This window comes from Tersicoccus phoenicis, assembly GCF_001968835.1.
In the GTDB taxonomy this organism is placed as follows: Bacteria; Actinomycetota; Actinomycetes; order Actinomycetales; family Micrococcaceae; genus Tersicoccus; species Tersicoccus phoenicis.
Map to the genome: position 1 here is coordinate 124,898 of NZ_MRDE01000064.1, position 14,901 is coordinate 139,798.

Here is a 14,901-nt window from a genome sequence, read left to right on the forward strand (position 1 = left end):
GTGAGGTCTGACGGGGTCGACGCGGCGAGGGCGGCGCCGGCGGGACGGACGACGGCGCACCGTGCCCGCACCGGTGAGGTGCCGGGCGTGGTGCGCCGTCGGGTCGAGACCGGTCAGACGCGCGGCTTCTCGCGCATCTCGAAGGTCTCGATGGTGTCCGCTTCCCTGATGTCGTTGAACGAACCGAGGCCGATACCGCACTCGAAGCCCTCGCGGACCTCGGTGGCGTCGTCCTTGAACCGTCGCAGCGACTCGATGGTGAGGTTGTCCCCGACCACGACGCCGTCGCGCACCAGGCGGGCCTTGGTGTTGCGGCGGATGGTGCCGCTGCGCACCAGCGAACCGGCGATGTTGCCGAACTTCGAGGAGCGGAACACCTCGCGCACCTCGGCGGTGCCGAGCTGCACCTCCTCGTACTCCGGCTTGAGCATGCCCTTGAGCGCGTTCTCGATGTCGTCGATCGCGGCGTAGATGACCGAGTAGAAGCGCATGTCCACGCCCTCCCGCTCGGCCAGTTCGGCGACCCGCTCGGCCGGGCGGACGTTGAACCCGATGATGATCGCGTTGTCCACCGTGGCGAGGTTGACGTCGTTCTGGGTGATCGCGCCGACGCCGCGGTGGATGACCCGCAGTTGGACGTCGTCGTCGCCCACGTCGATCTTGAGCAGCGCGTCCTCCAGCGCCTCCACGGCACCGGACACGTCGCCCTTGAGGATGAGGTTGAGGGTGTCGATCTTGCCCTCGGCCACGGCCTTGTCGAAGTCCTCGAGGCTGATCCGCTTGCGCCGCTTGGCCAGCTGCGCGTTGCGGTCCGCGGCCTCCCGCTTCTCGGCGATCTGCCGGGCGGTGCGCTCGTCGTCGGTGACCAGGAAGCTGTCACCGGCACGCGGCACCGAGGACAGGCCGAGCACCTGGACCGGCCGGGACGGCAGCGCCGCGGCGACCTGCTCGCCGTCGTCACCGAACATCGCCCGGACCCGGCCGTGCGCGGTGCCGGCGACGATCGTGTCGCCGACGTGCAGGGTGCCGGAGTTGACCAGCACCGTCGCGACGGCGCCACGGCCGCGGTCGAGGTTGGCCTCGATGGCGACGCCGCGAGCGTCCTTGTCCGGGTTGGCCCGCAGGTCCAGCGCCGCGTCGGCGGTCAGCAGGATCGCCTCGAGCAACGCGTCGATGTTCAGGTTCTGCCGCGCGGAGACGTCGATGAACATGGTGTCCCCGCCGTACTCCTCCGGCACCAGACCGTACTCGGTGAGCTGACCGCGGATCTTGTCCGGGTTCGCACCCTCCTTGTCGATCTTGTTGACGGCGACGACGATCGGCACGCCGGCGGCCTGCGCGTGGTTGAGCGCCTCGACCGTCTGCGGCATCACGCCGTCGTCGGCGGCGACCACCAGCACCGCGATGTCGGTGACCTTCGCACCGCGGGCACGCATGGCGGTGAACGCCTCGTGACCCGGCGTGTCGATGAACGTGATCGCCCGGTCGACGCCCTCGTGCTCGTGCCGCACCTGGTACGCACCGATGTGCTGCGTGATGCCGCCGGACTCACCGGAGACGACGTCGGAGTGCCGGATCGCGTCCAGCAGGCGGGTCTTGCCGTGGTCGACGTGACCCATCACGGTGACCACCGGCGGCCGGGCCTGCAGTTCGTCGTCGCCCTCGGCCTCGAGCTCCGCGTCCAGGTCGATGTCGAAGGAGTCGAGCAGCTCGCGCTCCTCGTCCTCCGGGGACACGATCTCGATCTTGTAGCCGAGCTCACCGCCCAGCAGCGCGAAGGTGTCCTCGTCGAGGGACTGCGTGGCCGTGGCCATCTCGCCGAGGTGGAACAGCACGGTCACCAGCGAGGCGGGGTTCGCATCGATCTTCTCGGCGAAGTCGGTCAGCGAAGCACCGCGACGCAGCCGCAGGACGGTGTTGCCGTCGCCCCGGCGGACGGAGACGCCGCCCACCGACGGGGCCTGCATCTGCTCCAGTTCCGCCCGCTTCGCGCGCTTCGACTTGCGCTGTTTGCCGCGGTTGGCGCCGCCCTTGCCGAACGCGCCCTGCGTGCCGCCGCGTCCACGGCCGCCCTTGCCGAAGCCACCGCCGGCGGGACCCGAACCGGGGCCGCCACCGGGTCCGCGGCGCGGACCCGCGCCGGCTCCGGGCCGTCCTGCACCGGCGCCCGGGCGCTCGGTGGAGCGCTTGGGCATCATCGCCGGGTTGGGCCGGGGACCACCGGTACCGCCCGGACGCGGGGCACCCGGACGGGGACCGCCGGTGCCACCGGGTCGCGGGGCAACCGGGCGGGGTCCACCGGCGCCGGCCGGTGGGCGCGGACCCGCCGCGCCGGCGGCGCCGCCACGGGTACCACCCGGACGCGGCATGCCCTGCGACGGGGCGAAGGGGTTGTTGCCGGGACGGCCACCCTGGCGGGGCATGCCCTGCGACGGCGCGAACGGGTTGTTGCCCGGGCGGGGGGCACCGGGCCGGGGACCGGGCCTCTGACCCGGTGCCGGCGCCTGACGTCGACCGTCGTCCGGACGGGCACTGTCTCGGCGGGGCTCCTCGCTGCGAGCCGGGGCCTCCGGCGTGGGGCCGGGTCGGGCGCTGGACGGCGTGGCGGTCGTGGGACGCGCGGCCGGGGCCTGCGCATCCGCGTCCGCACGCGGCGCCACGGGCTGCGGGGCCGCGCTGCTCGGGGCGTCGGCCGCCGGAGCCGCCGGAGCCGGCGTCTGCGCCGGAGCGGACGGCGTCGCCGGGGCGGCGGGTCCGGGCTTCGGCGCGGTGGGACCGGGGCGGGCAGCGCCACGGGCCGGGGAGTTCCCGGACCCTGCGGTCTGCTGGCCCGTGGGTCGGGCGGCGCCGTTGCCGGCGGGTGCCGACGGGTACGCCGAGCGCAACTTGCGCGCGACGGGCGGTTCGATGGTCGAGGACGCCGACCGGACGAACTCCCCCAGCTCCTGCAGTTTGGCGAGGGCGTCCTTCGACGTGATGTTGAGCTCCTTGGCGAGCTCGTGAACGCGGACCTTAGCCACATTTCTCCTGTCTCGGTCCGCGCCGGACAGGGCCGGACCGTCTATTCCGTACTGCCGCTTTCGTTGCGCGAGGCACGGTCAGCGGCGATGAGAGAGCACGGTGACGTACTCATCGGGAGGCACTCATCGGGTTTCCATCAGTGTTCTGACCCGCTTTCAGGTTGACGGTCGTCCCGGGCCTGGTGCTGACCCGGGACGTGCTGTGCGATCCAGGACTCGACGTCGGTGGCGTCGACCGGAGCCCGGAAGGCCCGGTCGAACGCTCGACGTGAGAGCGCCCGGTGCAGGCACTGCGGCTCGGGATGGAGCCACGCCCCGCGACCGGGCAGGTGGTGCCGCACGTCCACCTGCAGCCGAGAACTGGAGGCGGAGGAGCGGACCACACGCACGAGCAGATGTTGGGAATCCCGGCGACGGCAGCCGACGCAGGTGCGCACGGGCCCCGCACGGAGATCCCCACCGTCCAAGTCTAGCTCCTGTTCCCGGCCCTGCGAACCGGGGCGTGTCAGCGCGCCCCGGCAGCGTCGTCGGCGATGTCGGGGGAATCGGCGGCTGCGGTGTCGGGGCCCGCGGTCTCGGCGGCCGCGGTGTCGGCGGTCCCGGCAGCCGTGGTGTCCGCTGCAATGTCGATGTGCCAGCCGGTCAGCTTGGACGCCAGTCGCGCGTTCTGTCCCTCCTTGCCGATGGCCAGGGAGAGCTGCGCTTCCGGGACCACGACCTTCGCGGACCGGCTCGCCTGGTCGATGATCGACACGGAGGTGACCCGGGCCGGTGACAGGGCATGCTTGATGAACACCGCGGGGTCCTCCGCCCAGTCGACGATGTCGATCTTCTCGCCCGCGAGCTCGCTCATCACCGCCCGGACGCGTGAACCCATCTCCCCGATGCAGGCGCCCTTCGCGTTGACGCCGGGCACCCGAGCCACGACGGCCATCTTGGTCCGGTGCCCCGCCTCCCGGGCGAGGGCGACGATCTCGACGCTGCCGTCGGCGATCTCGGGGACCTCGAGTCCGAAGAGCTTGCGGACCATGCCGGGGTGTGACCGGGACAGCAGGATCGAGGGCCCCTTCATGCCGCGATGCACGTCGAGCACATAGGCACGGATCCGGTTGCCGTGCCGGTACTCCTCACCCGGGACCTGCTCGGTCGGCGGCAGCACGCCCTCGACCGTGCCGAGGTCCACCTGCACCATGTGGGCACGGTGCCCCTGCTGGATCACCCCGGAGACCAACTCGCCCTCCTTGGCGCGGAACTCGCCGATGACGGCGTCGTCCTCGACGTCCCGCAACCGCTGCAGGATGATCTGCCGGGCGGTGCTCGCCGCGATCCGGCCGAACCCCGCGGGGGTGTCGTCGTACTCGCCGACCCGATTGCCGTCGTCGTCGGTCTCGACCGCGTAGATGGTCACGTGCCCGGTCTTGCGGTCCAGCTCGGCGCGGGCCTGGTGGGTGTGGCCGGTGCCCTTCTGGTAGGCGACGACCAGGGCCTGTTCGATCGCGGGGATCAGCCGGTCGAGCGGGATCTCGCGCTCCTGCTCGAGGAGTCGCAGGGCGCTCATGTCGATGTCCATCTCAGGCCTCCTCATCTCCGGCGGTGTCGTCCTGCTCAAGACGGCGGTCGTCCGGGTCGGTGAATTCGACCTGGACACGCGCGGAGGTCACCGTCTCGTAGGCGATCCGGACCGGCTCCCCGTCCCGGGCTCGGGTACCCTTGGGACCCTCGATGCGCGGAACGATCGTCACCTCGGTGTCACCGGTCTCCGTCAAGCGCCCCACGATCGTCGACCCGGTCGTCGTGACCACCTTGACCAGACGGCCGCGGGAGCGCCGCCAGTGGCGCGGCTCCGTCAGCTTCCGCTCGGCTCCCGGGGAGGAGACCTCCAGATTCACCGGCCCGGGGACGACGTCCGGGTCCTTGTCCAGGGCGTCGGAGAGCCGGCGGGCCAGCTCGGCGACCTCGTCGAGACCGAGCGATCCGATCCGCTCCTCCGGCAGGTCGACGATGACGCTGAGGGTGCGCAGCGCGGCGGGTCCGTGCAGCCGGACCTGCTCCAGGTGCAGACCCGCATCGGCCACCAGGGGCGCGAACAGAGTTTCGACCCGCCCGGTGTCGGCCGCCGTCGGTTGCCCGTTCCGCCGTGGCGCCGGCGCGTGCTTCTGGCCGGACCTGGCCGCCATCATGACCTCCTGCTGCGTGGTTGTGTTCCAGCCTAACGACATTACCGTGTCCCGGTCGGGCACCGGCACACGGGCAGGCCGCGGGCGGAGAGAAGGCAAGCCGAACCTTGCTGGCGGTATCGTCGCGTCGGGGGTTTGATGCCTGCATGGACCAGCCGCAGTCTCGTCTCCACGACCGTCCCGAGCCGCACGCCGACTCCGGCCTCTCCCAGCGGTTGAATCGACTCCGCGCCGGGGTGCTGGGCGCGAACGACGGCATCGTCTCGGTTGCCGCGGTCGTCGTCGGCGTCGCCGGCGTCACCACCGATCCGGGACCCATCGCCGTCGCCGGCACCGCCGCTCTGGTGGGTGGTGCCGTGTCCATGGCGCTGGGCGAGTACGTCTCGGTCAGCAGCCAGCGCGACACCGAGCGGGCACTGATCGCCAAGGAGACCGCCGAACTGCGGGACGACCCGGTGGGCGAGCTCGCCGAGCTGACCGAGCTCTATCGGCAGCAGGGTCTGCGCGAGGAGACCGCCCGGCAGGTCGCCCTCGAGCTGACCGAGCGGAACGCCCTGGGCGCGCACCTGGCCATGGAACTGAACATCGACCAGGACGACGTCGTCAGCCCCTGGCACGCCGCTTTCGCCTCGTTCGGGGCGTTCCTCGTGGGCGCGCTGCTGCCGATGATCGCGATCCTGCTGCCGCCGGCCGCCTGGCGCGTACCGGTCACCGGCGTCGTCACGCTGCTCGCCCTCGCCGTCACCGGCGCCGTGGCCGCGCGGTTGGGCAACGCTCCCCTGCTGCGGGCGACGATCCGCGTCGTGCTCGGCGGGGCGCTGGCCCTGGCCGCCACCTTCCTGATCGGCCGGCTGCTCGGTGTTTCCGGCGTCGGCTGAGCACGCCGCGAGGCTGCGTCAGGCGCGCAGGTCCGTGATGATGTCGGACCCGAGTTTGAGCACGAGCAGGCCGACGACGACGAGGAACACCACCCGGATGAACCGGCTGCCGCGGGCGACGGCGGTGCGGGCTCCGAGGTAGCCGCCCACCATGTTCGCCGCGCCGAGGATCAGGCCGAGTCCCCACAGCACCGAACCGTGCGGGACGAAGAACAGCAGGGCCCCGACGTTGGTGGCGACGTTGACGATCTTCGCCTTCGCGCTGGCCTGCAGGAACGCGTAACCGAGCACCGTGACCAGCGCGATCACCAGGAACGAGCCGGTGCCCGGGCCGAGCAGTCCGTCGTAGAAGCCGATCACCACCCCGATCAGCCCGGCCAGGCCGTGGTGGCGCCGGCCCCGGTGCCGCAGCTGCGTGACCTGACCGGCGGACGGTTTGAGCGCGGTGAAGACCGCGACCGCGATCAGCGCGATCAGGATCACCGGTTTGAACACCTCTTGCGGCAGGCTGGCCGCGACGACGGCCCCGCACACGCTGCCCACCAGGGCGAAACCGGCCATCGGCAGCGCGGTGCGCAGGTCCGGCCGGACGCGGCCGAAGTAGGTCACGGCACTGGTGGTGGTGCCGAACACCGAGCCCATCTTGTTCGTCGCGAGCGCCTGCACCGGGGTGATCCCGGGCACCAGCAGCATCGCGGGCAGCTGCAACAGGCCCCCTCCCCCGACGACGGCGTCGACCCAGCCCGCGGCGAGGCCGGCGACGATCACCATCACGATGATGGCCGGGTCGGCGGCCTCCAGGCCAGTGGTCACGAGGTGATCTTCACGGGGTGGTCGTCATGCGCCGGTCGTCGCTTGCCAGTCGTCAGTTGCCGGCCCTCACGAGCCACGGACGACGCCGCGCAGGTGCCCGACCGCGTCGGCCACGGGCACGTCGACGCTGTCCCCGGTGCGTCGGTCGCGGACCTCCACAACCCCGTCGGCCAGCCCGCGCCCGACGACGACCGTCGTGGGCACGCCGATCAGTTCGGCGTCCCCGAATTTCACGCCCGGGGAGGTGCGGGGCCGGTCGTCGTAGAGCACGTCCAGGCCGGCGGCCTGAAGGTCGGCGGCCAGTTGCTCGGCGGCGGCGAAGATCTTCTCACCCTTGCCGGTGGCCATCAGGTGCACGTCGAACGGTGCGACGTTCCGCGGCCAGATCAGGCCCCTCTCGTCGTGGTTGCCCTCGGCGAGCGCGGCGACGGCGCGGCTGACGCCGATGCCGTAGGAGCCCATGGTCACGGTGACCCGCTTGCCGTTGGCGTCGAGCACCTGCAGGTCGAGGGCCTCGGCGTACTTGCGGCCGAGCTGGAAGATGTGTCCCATCTCGATGCCGCGGGCCAGTTCCAGCGGGCCGGACCCGTCGGGCGCCTCGTCCCCGGCGCGCACCTCGCTGGCCTCGATCCCGCCGTCGGCGGCGAAGTCGCGGCCGGCGGTCAGGTCGAACACGTGCCGGCCCGGCTGGTTGGCCCCGGTGATCCACCGGGTCCCGTCGACGACGCGCGGGTCGAGCAGGTACAGCAGCCCGGTCGCCGATTCCGTCCCCAGGACCGGTTCGTCCAGAGCGATGCCCGGACCGATGTAGCCCTTGACCAGGCCGGGGTGGGCCGCCAGGTCCGCCTCGGTGGCGGCCTCGACGGCCACCTCGCCGGCGACGCCCAGGTGGGCGCCGATGGTGGCCTCGACCCGCTTCAGGTCGACGGCGCGGTCGCCGGGCAGGCCGATGACGACGATGCGCCGCTGCCCGGTCGGCAGGTCGACGGCGAGGACGACGTTCTTCAGGGTGTCCGCCGCGGCCCACGGCCGGTCCTCGCGCGGGAAGCGAGCATTGGCATCGGCGACCAGCGTGTCGATGGTCGGCGTGTCCGGGGTGGCCTCGACGTGGGCGGCGGGGGCGCCGGCGTGGTCGAGGGCCGGCGGCACGACCGTGGTGACCGCTTCGACGTTGGCGGCGTACCCGCCGGCGGAGCGGACGAACGTGTCCTCGCCGACGTCGGTCGGGTGCAGGAACTCCTCGCTGCGGGAGCCACCCATGGCACCGGAGACGGCGTTGACGGCGACGACCTCCAGGCCCAGCCGGTCGAAGATCCGCAGGTAGGCGCCGCGATGGGCGTCGTACGCGCGCTGCAGGCCGTCGTCGTCGGCGTCGAACGAGTAGGAGTCCTTCATGATGAACTCACGCCCGCGCAGCAGCCCGGCCCGGGGCCGGGCTTCGTCCCGGTACTTGGTCTGGATCTGGTACAGGTAGACCGGCAGGTCCTTGTAGGACGTGTACATGTCCTTGACCAGGAGGGTGAACATCTCCTCGTGCGTGGGGGCCAGCAGGTAGTCCGCCTCCCGGCGGTCCTGCAGCCGGAACAGGTTCTCGCCGTACTCCGTCCAGCGGTTCGTCACCTCGTAGGGCTCCCGCGGCAGCAGCGCCGGGAAGTGCACCTCCTGGGCGCCGATGGCGTTCATCTCCTCGCGCACGATCGCCTCGACCCTGCCCAGCACCTTCAGCCCGAGCGGCAGCCACGAGTATATCCCCGGGGCGGCGCGGCGGATGTACCCGGCCCGGACCAGCAGCCGGTGGCTGGCGACGTCGGCGTCGGCGGGGTCCTCCCGCAGGGTGCGGAGGAAGAGCTGGCTGAGGCGCGTGACCACGGGTGCGGAATCCGTTCGTCGGGGCGGGAAGATGGGCCGGTCCGGCCCCCAGCGAGTGTATTACGTCGCTGCTCGCACTCGTTCTACCCGGTCGGCGTTGCCCTCGTCGGCGGCCGCCTCGTCGCTGCTTGCACTCCAGCCCGAACAGTGACCGCCTTGTTCGGGCTCTAGCGCTCCGGCCCGAACAGCGACCCGATTGTTCGGGCTCCCGTGCACCGCCCGACGATCAGCCGAACGTTTCTCGGCCACCCCGAGTCGGCGTCGTCGCGTGCTCTCCTCGTTGCGGCGCTCAGCCGCGGTACGCGTCGGTTCGTCCGCGAATGTCGAGCACCACGACGACGCGCCGCTTGTCGTCGATGCGGTATCGAACCCGATAACTGCTGCGTCGAGCGACCCGGTCGCCGGCAAAGGGGGCGCGGAGCGGCATGCCCAGCCGTTGTGGATTGTCCCGAAGCGGACCGTCGATGAGTACCCATGCTGCGGCGGCCACCGCCGGGGGAAGCTCGTCCGTCAGAGCCCGGCGTGCGGGCCGGGCGACGTCGATGCCGTATTTCAAGCGGTCCCGGTCTCACGCTGCCGTCGTCTTGCGAGCAGACTCGCCATCTCCTCGCCGGTGGTCACATCGCCCTTCGCGATCGATTCATCCGCCTCGGCAAGGCGTTCCCGGTCAGTCGGATCGTTGAGCAGTGCGAGGGTCTCCATGATGGAGTCATAGTCCTCGACGGAGAGAACAACGGCAGCCGGTGTGCCGTTCCTGGTGATGGTCAGCGTGTCATGTGTCCGGGCCACGTCGTCCACCAGGGCAGACAGGCGATCCCGGACGGTAGCGAGGGGTAACGTCGTCATAGCCATGATTGTAGCCAACCGGTGGAGAAGGGAGATGAGCCGACAAGAACTCGGCATCACGCGATTCGGACAGTAAAGTAGGTATGTACCCACATTCTGGAGGGGACCGGTGAAGACGATAAGTGCGCGCGACTTCAATCGAGATGTCAGCGCCGCCAAGCGAGCAGCCGATGATGGCCCCGTGGTCATCACCGATCGGGGTCGAGCGGCCTACGTGCTGCTGTCGGCACCAGCCTACGAAAAACTCACCGACAAACGCAGCATCGTTGAGTGGCTGCAGACCGATGACGACCTCGACTTCGAGCCGGGCCGGCTGACGTCCCTGCCGCGGGCCGCGCAGCTTTGAGCTTTCTCCTCGACACGAACGTCGTCAGCGAGTTGCGAAAGCCGCCCGGCGTCGTCGACCCTCGGGTGTTGGACTGGGCGCAGCGGCATCCTGCACGGGGCCTGTACATCAGCGTCGTCACCGTATTGGAGGTCGAGTTGGGCGTCGCGCGAGTGGAGCGCCGCGATCGCCGGCAAGGGGCTGCGCTCAGGGCCTGGATGGACGCAGGGGTACTGGCCGGGTTCGCCGGTCGCATCCTCCCGGTGGACATCGACGTAGCCCTGCGAGCGGCGCATCTCCACGTACCAGACCCTCGTCCCGAACGTGACGCGTTCATTGCTGCGACCGCCGCCATCCATGGCCTGACGGTCGTGACGCGGAACGTGAGGGACTTCGAGCCGACCGGGGTCGCAGTGCTGGATCCGTGGTCGTCGGGCTCGTAGTCGGCGCACTCCCCGTCCGGTCGCGGGCCGTCCAAGAGCGATCTGGATCGACAACCTTTCGCTAGGTGAGGACCCCGCCGCCTCCCCGTCGTCATGTGGGGTCTAGGGCGTCGCCAGCTGAACCGTGGGCGCCCCTTCGACGTTCCACTCGAACAGGGCCAGATGCCACAGGCCCGGCGCTTTGCAGGAGGGATCGATGAGACCCGTTGCGCCGATCCGCTCAAGCGCTCGGCGCACCCGCCAGGACCGTGCGGTGCCGGTTTCGGCGGTCTCGCGCTGCCAGTCGCCGGCCGCGTCCTTCGGGTCGACGCCCAGTCGGCGCATCGCTGCGACGTCGCGAAGGTCCGCGATCCGCTGCGCCGTCACGGTGAAGGTCAGGACCTCCAGTTCGGCGGCTCGATCACCGCCGTGCTTGATCAGGGCCGCCGCGACACCGGAGCGCGACGCACTCAGGTAGAGCGTCGGCATGTTCGCTGGGGCGTAGCGCGTCGCTGATCGAGATCCTGCGAGCGCCGACTCCCGGTACGCCGGGTCGACAGCGCGAAAGAACGTGCCTTGAACGGTCACGAGCGGCGAGCCGTCCGAGGTGACGGCGGGGACCGTCGGGTTCTGCGGCATACCCGATCAGTACCACGTCCCCGTCACTCGTACCGAGCGCTGTCACGCCGCGAAGCGGGTTTCAGATCGGCTTGACCATGAACAGGCACGGGTTGTCCTCGCCCCACAGATCGGTCTCCTCCAGTGGCAGGAATCCACGCCGTTCGTAGAAGTGCCGCGTGCGGCCGTAGCCGAGGTCGGGGTGCGACGGGCCGAGGGTCTTCACCTCGAGCAAGCGAAGACCACGGGCCCGTGCGTCCGCTTCGACAGCGTCGACCAGAGCGGTGCCGACGCCGGATCCGTGGTGCGCGCGGTCCACGGCCATCAGATGCAGTTCGGCGACATGAGGGAAGTGCCGATCGACGAGAGCGATCCCGACGACGACGCCGGTGCGGTCCCGCACGGCCCACGTCTCCTTCACGCGAGCGGCGTCGATGTAGTCCTGGTTGGCCTCCGGCAGGCCGAACCAGTCGGGCAGCGTCTCCAGGATCCGCGCGACGTCGTCGGGAACGTGCTGGTCTGCTGCGGCTGTCCACACGCAGCTATCGTCACACGTCATCCCGTGGTGGTGCGCGAGGCCCGCGAATGTCGAACACCACGAGGCCTGCCACGTCGCTGTGCGCACCCCAGCCCGAACAGTGACCGCCTTGTTCGGGCTCTGACGCTCTGGCCCGAACAGTGACCCCGTTGTTCGGGCTCCCGTGCGAGGTGGCCAACCTGTCACCCCGCCCGCAGGAAGAATCCGCGCCGCGATCCACCGGGGGCTCGCACCAGGGACAGGTGCCGCCACAGCTCGGCCTCCGAGCGCCGCGTGTGCAGGTTCGCGCCGGTCGATCCGCCTTCGGATGTCAGGCCGAACGCCCCGGCGATGGCTTCGACGATCGTGGACTTGCCCGCTCCGTTCTCACCGACCAGGTCGGTCGCCGGCCCGAGGTCCAGGCCTTCATCGAGCAGCTGATCCACCGCGGGAAGGGTCGCGGGCCATCCACGCCGCGGCATCGGCTCCTCGGCCAGCTCCGCGACCCGGCGGATCGACAACCGATCACCGAACACGGTCACACATCCCTCGCACGGTCCCTCAGGCCCCTCACTCCTCCATCGCCGCGAGCTGGATGAGGTTGCCGCAGGTGTCGTCGAGGACGGCGGTGGTCAACGGCCCCTGCTGCAGCGGCTCCTGGGTGAACACGACCCCGAGATCGCGCAGCCGCTGGTACTCGGCACCCACGTCCGCGACGGTGAAACTGGTGAACGGGATGCCGTCGGCCACCAGTGCGTCCCGGAAGGGTGCGACGGCGGGATGCTCGGCCGGCTCGAGCGAGATCTGCACGCCGTCGGGATGCTCGGGCGAGGAGACGGTCAGCCAGCGGTACGGGCCGCCGAGCGGGATGTCCTGCTGCGGCACGAAGCCGAGCGGACCGGTGTAGAAGTCGAGCGCGCGCTGCTGGTCGTCGACGAAGATGCTCATGGTGCTGATGATCACGACTACTCCTGGGTGGTGTCGGAACGGGGGTCGGGAGGGTGCGGCTCGGTCCCCGGCAGCCGGGCGAGCCAGTCACGGACGGGCGCCAGCGCGTCCGTGTGCAGGTGATGGACGGTGGTCCGGCCGCGCGTGCTCACCGTGAGCAGGCCGGCCTCGCGCAGGACGACGATGTGCTTGGCCACCGCCTGCCGGGTCAGGGGCAGGTCGTACCGTTCGAGCAGCCGGATGGTCAGCTCGAACAGTGTCTGGTCGTTCCGCTCGGCCAGCTCGCCGATCACGGCTCGCCGCGCCGGATGAGCGATGGCGGTGAAACCGTCGTCCATCCTGACAGCATAAGCAACTTCTCGGTTGCGTGTCACGTGCGGCGTATGACGTCGCGTGTCACGTCGACGGCAGCATCGACTTGCGCCGGACCGGCCCGATCGCGTGGGCTGGTGCCGTTCAGTCCGGTCCGGACCGGACACCCCATCCCGAGCGGCCGAGAGACCTGGCTCCACGACGCCGCAGCAACCACCCCGTGCGCACACGGGGCCGGTGCTCACGCCAGGAACGATGGAGCTGATGCACCGATGACCACGACCCTGCCGACCGACACGGCCGCCTCGACCGGGTCCACCCCCGGCGGACCCGACGCCGAGTACGAGCGGGTGCATGCCCGGTTCGCCCCGATCCTCGCCCGCATCGCCGAGGACGCCCTGGCCCGTGACCAGGACCGCACCCTGCCGCACGAGCCCGTGCGCTGGCTCGACGAGGCCGGGTTCGGCGCCCTGCGCGTACCCGTGGAGTACGGCGGAGCGGGGGTGTCCGTGGAGACGGTGACGCGGTTGCTCATCGACCTCGCGGCGGCGGACTCGAACGTCGCCCACCTGTACCGCTCGCACCTGGGCTTCACCGAGTCCCTGCGGTGGCAGCCGACGCCGGTGCGGGAACGCTGGTACGGCCGGATCGCCGCCGGCCAGACGGTGGGAAACGCGTCCACGGAGCGCGGCGGCAACGCCCTGGGCACGCTGAACACAACGCTGAGCCGCGACGCGGACGGCGGCTGGCGGTTGAACGGCACCAAGTACTACACGACCGGCACGATCTTCTCCGACCACACCCGCGTCAGCGCTGCGCTCGAGGGTGCCGACGGACGCCGCTTCGCCGTCGTGCCCGTGACGGCCGACGGCGTGCGGGTCGAGGACGACTGGGACGGGTTCGGGCAGAAGCTGACCGGCACCGGGACGGCCGTCTTCACCGACGTGCTCGTCGACGACCAGGACGTGCTCGAGCGGGTGGTCGGGTCCGCGGAGGCGGTCCACGAGGCGGCCTTCTTCCAGTTGGTGCTGCTGGCCGTGCTCGCCGGTATCGCCCGAGCCGCCCGTGACGACGCCGCGACGATCGTCGCCGGTCGCACCCGCACCTTCAACACCGGCTCCGGCCAGCTGTTCCGGGACGACCCGCTGATCCAGCAGGTGGTGGGCCGCATCGCGGCCCGCGCCTTCGCGGCGGAGGCCACCGTGCTGGCCGCCGCCCGCAGCCTGGACCGCTCCCTCGCGGACGCACCTGCGGCGGTCGACGTCGGTGGGGAGCCGGAGCCGGCGACCCGCGCGCAGCTGGTGGCCGAGGTCGACGTCGAGCAGGCGCAGGTGACGGTGCCGGAGCTCGCGCTGGCCGCGGCGCAGCAGTTGTTCGAGGCGTCCGGCGCCTCCGCGACCAGCACGCGCAAAGGCCTGGACCGGCACTGGCGCAACGCGCAGACCGTGGCCACGCACAACCCCGCCGTGTTCCGGGCCCGCGCCATCGGCGACTGGTTCGTCAACGGCACCCCGCCGGAGGGGCTGAACGCGATCGGCGACGCCCGCCCGTCGAGCTGAGCCGGTGATCGCCGGTCGGCCCGCTCGCGCCGGGTGGACAATGAGACCATGACTCACCGGTTGAACGACGACGAATTCGCGCCGTACCTGGTGCACCACCTGCTCGCCGCGTCCGCCGGGGTGCAACTGTTCCGGGCTGCGTCCCGGACGTGGCGGGATACCAAGCACGGTCCCGACCTGCGTCGGGTGACGGAGGCGGTCGACGCCGACCGGCGGGAACTGGCCGCTCTGGTGCGCCGGCTGGGCTACCGGGTGCCACCCGTCCGCCGCGTGGTCGGCGTCGTCGGTGCCGTCGCCACCCGGATCGATCCGATCAACCCGCTGCGGCGCCGCGGCTCGCAGGCGACCGAACTGGAGCTGGAGGCGCTGGAGTCCGCGGTGGACGCGAAGGAGTCCCTGTGGGACACGCTGCTGTCGCTGCCGCCCACACCCGGGCTGGACCGGGCGGCACTGCAGCGCCTGCAGAAGCGGGCCGGTGAGCAGCGGGAGCGGCTGACGGCGATCCGTCGGGCCACCGTCGCCGCCCGTTTCCTGCGGAGCTGAGCGGGTCACCGACGCGTCCCCACCGCGATCGACACCGTCGCCGCCGTCGTTGAC

At 71.1% G+C, this 14,901-nt stretch carries 18 protein-coding genes and 1 riboswitch; of the genes, 5 read left to right on the forward strand and 13 right to left on the reverse strand.

Features of this window, described 5'->3' with window-relative positions; translation table 11 throughout:
• Positions 1-113 precede the first annotated feature (113 nt).
• From infB to BKD30_RS09760, 4 genes are all read right to left on the reverse strand, one after another.
• A complete protein-coding gene (infB, locus tag BKD30_RS09745) occupies positions 114-3,020 on the reverse strand; it encodes a translation initiation factor IF-2 (protein WP_076704287.1) in 2,907 nt (968 codons plus the stop codon).
• 137 nt (positions 3,021-3,157) lie between these two features.
• Positions 3,158-3,409: a YlxR family protein gene (locus tag BKD30_RS09750; RefSeq protein ID WP_235861597.1), complete on the reverse strand. Its 252-nt coding sequence runs from the start codon at positions 3,407-3,409 to the stop codon at positions 3,158-3,160.
• 116 nt (positions 3,410-3,525) lie between these two features.
• Positions 3,526-4,590: a transcription termination factor NusA gene (nusA, locus tag BKD30_RS09755; protein WP_083956237.1), complete on the reverse strand. Its 1,065-nt coding sequence runs from the start codon at positions 4,588-4,590 to the stop codon at positions 3,526-3,528.
• Between the two features lies 1 nt (position 4,591).
• Positions 4,592-5,200, reverse strand: coding sequence for a ribosome maturation factor RimP (locus BKD30_RS09760; protein WP_159440565.1), 609 nt, complete (start codon positions 5,198-5,200; stop codon positions 4,592-4,594).
• A 143-nt stretch (positions 5,201-5,343) separates the two neighbouring features.
• Here BKD30_RS09760 and BKD30_RS09765 point away from each other — a divergent pair, with 143 nt between their 5' ends.
• Complete coding sequence (locus BKD30_RS09765; protein ID WP_076704290.1) at positions 5,344-6,075, forward strand: VIT1/CCC1 transporter family protein; 732 nt, start codon at positions 5,344-5,346, stop codon at positions 6,073-6,075.
• A gap of 18 nt (positions 6,076-6,093) precedes the next feature.
• Here BKD30_RS09765 and BKD30_RS09770 read toward each other — a convergent pair whose 3' ends face one another.
• The 4 genes from BKD30_RS09770 to BKD30_RS09785 all read right to left on the reverse strand — a co-directional run bounded on the left by BKD30_RS09770 (position 6,094) and on the right by BKD30_RS09785 (position 9,609).
• Complete coding sequence (locus BKD30_RS09770) at positions 6,094-6,846, reverse strand: TSUP family transporter (protein WP_143588151.1); 753 nt, start codon at positions 6,844-6,846, stop codon at positions 6,094-6,096.
• Between the two features lie 108 nt (positions 6,847-6,954).
• The gene (locus BKD30_RS09775) at positions 6,955-8,757 is read right to left on the reverse strand and encodes a proline--tRNA ligase (RefSeq protein WP_076704293.1); all 1,803 of its coding nucleotides are present in this window, start codon (positions 8,755-8,757) and stop codon (positions 6,955-6,957) included.
• A 289-nt stretch (positions 8,758-9,046) separates the two neighbouring features.
• Positions 9,047-9,313 (reverse strand): type II toxin-antitoxin system RelE/ParE family toxin, encoded by a 267-nt coding sequence (locus BKD30_RS09780; RefSeq protein ID WP_076704295.1) that lies wholly within the window; start codon positions 9,311-9,313, stop codon positions 9,047-9,049.
• Complete coding sequence (locus BKD30_RS09785) at positions 9,310-9,609, reverse strand: type II toxin-antitoxin system Phd/YefM family antitoxin (RefSeq protein ID WP_218189291.1); 300 nt, start codon at positions 9,607-9,609, stop codon at positions 9,310-9,312. Before BKD30_RS09785 ends, BKD30_RS09780 begins: the two co-directional genes overlap by 4 nt.
• A gap of 103 nt (positions 9,610-9,712) precedes the next feature.
• Between BKD30_RS09785 and BKD30_RS09790 the strand changes: the two genes are divergently transcribed.
• Together BKD30_RS09790 and BKD30_RS09795 are read left to right on the forward strand one after the other, a co-directional pair.
• On the forward strand, positions 9,713-9,949 hold the full coding sequence (locus BKD30_RS09790) for a type II toxin-antitoxin system Phd/YefM family antitoxin (protein WP_076704296.1): 237 nt from the start codon (positions 9,713-9,715) through the stop codon (positions 9,947-9,949).
• Positions 9,946-10,371 carry a type II toxin-antitoxin system VapC family toxin gene (locus BKD30_RS09795; RefSeq protein WP_076704298.1) on the forward strand — a complete coding sequence of 142 codons (426 nt, stop codon included), beginning with the start codon at positions 9,946-9,948 and terminating at the stop codon, positions 10,369-10,371. Before BKD30_RS09790 ends, BKD30_RS09795 begins: the two co-directional genes overlap by 4 nt.
• 102 nt (positions 10,372-10,473) lie before the next feature.
• On the opposite strand, the gene BKD30_RS09800 is transcribed toward BKD30_RS09795, so the two are convergent.
• From BKD30_RS09800 to BKD30_RS09820, 5 genes are all read right to left on the reverse strand, one after another.
• A complete protein-coding gene (locus BKD30_RS09800) occupies positions 10,474-10,989 on the reverse strand; it encodes an RES domain-containing protein (protein WP_076704299.1) in 516 nt (171 codons plus the stop codon).
• A 61-nt stretch (positions 10,990-11,050) separates the two neighbouring features.
• The gene (locus tag BKD30_RS09805) at positions 11,051-11,506 is read right to left on the reverse strand and encodes a GNAT family N-acetyltransferase (RefSeq protein WP_235861600.1); all 456 of its coding nucleotides are present in this window, start codon (positions 11,504-11,506) and stop codon (positions 11,051-11,053) included.
• A gap of 182 nt (positions 11,507-11,688) precedes the next feature.
• Entirely contained in the window at positions 11,689-12,021 is a 333-nt protein-coding gene (locus BKD30_RS09810) for an AAA family ATPase (RefSeq protein WP_328586904.1), read from the reverse strand.
• Between the two features lie 34 nt (positions 12,022-12,055).
• Positions 12,056-12,448, reverse strand: a complete 393-nt coding sequence (locus BKD30_RS09815) for a VOC family protein (RefSeq protein ID WP_328586905.1) — start codon at positions 12,446-12,448, stop codon at positions 12,056-12,058.
• A 2-nt stretch (positions 12,449-12,450) separates the two neighbouring features.
• On the reverse strand, positions 12,451-12,771 hold the full coding sequence (locus tag BKD30_RS09820; protein ID WP_076704303.1) for an ArsR/SmtB family transcription factor: 321 nt from the start codon (positions 12,769-12,771) through the stop codon (positions 12,451-12,453).
• 139 nt (positions 12,772-12,910) lie between these two features.
• A riboswitch (SAM riboswitch) is annotated at positions 12,911-13,007 on the forward strand.
• Positions 13,008-13,017: 10 nt separating this feature from the next.
• On the opposite strand from BKD30_RS09820, the gene BKD30_RS09825 reads away from it, so the two are divergent.
• Positions 13,018-14,304, forward strand: coding sequence for an acyl-CoA dehydrogenase family protein (locus tag BKD30_RS09825; RefSeq protein WP_076704304.1), 1,287 nt, complete (start codon positions 13,018-13,020; stop codon positions 14,302-14,304).
• A 48-nt stretch (positions 14,305-14,352) separates the two neighbouring features.
• Entirely contained in the window at positions 14,353-14,847 is a 495-nt protein-coding gene (locus BKD30_RS09830) for a hypothetical protein (protein ID WP_076704305.1), read from the forward strand.
• Positions 14,848-14,901 lie beyond the last annotated feature (54 nt).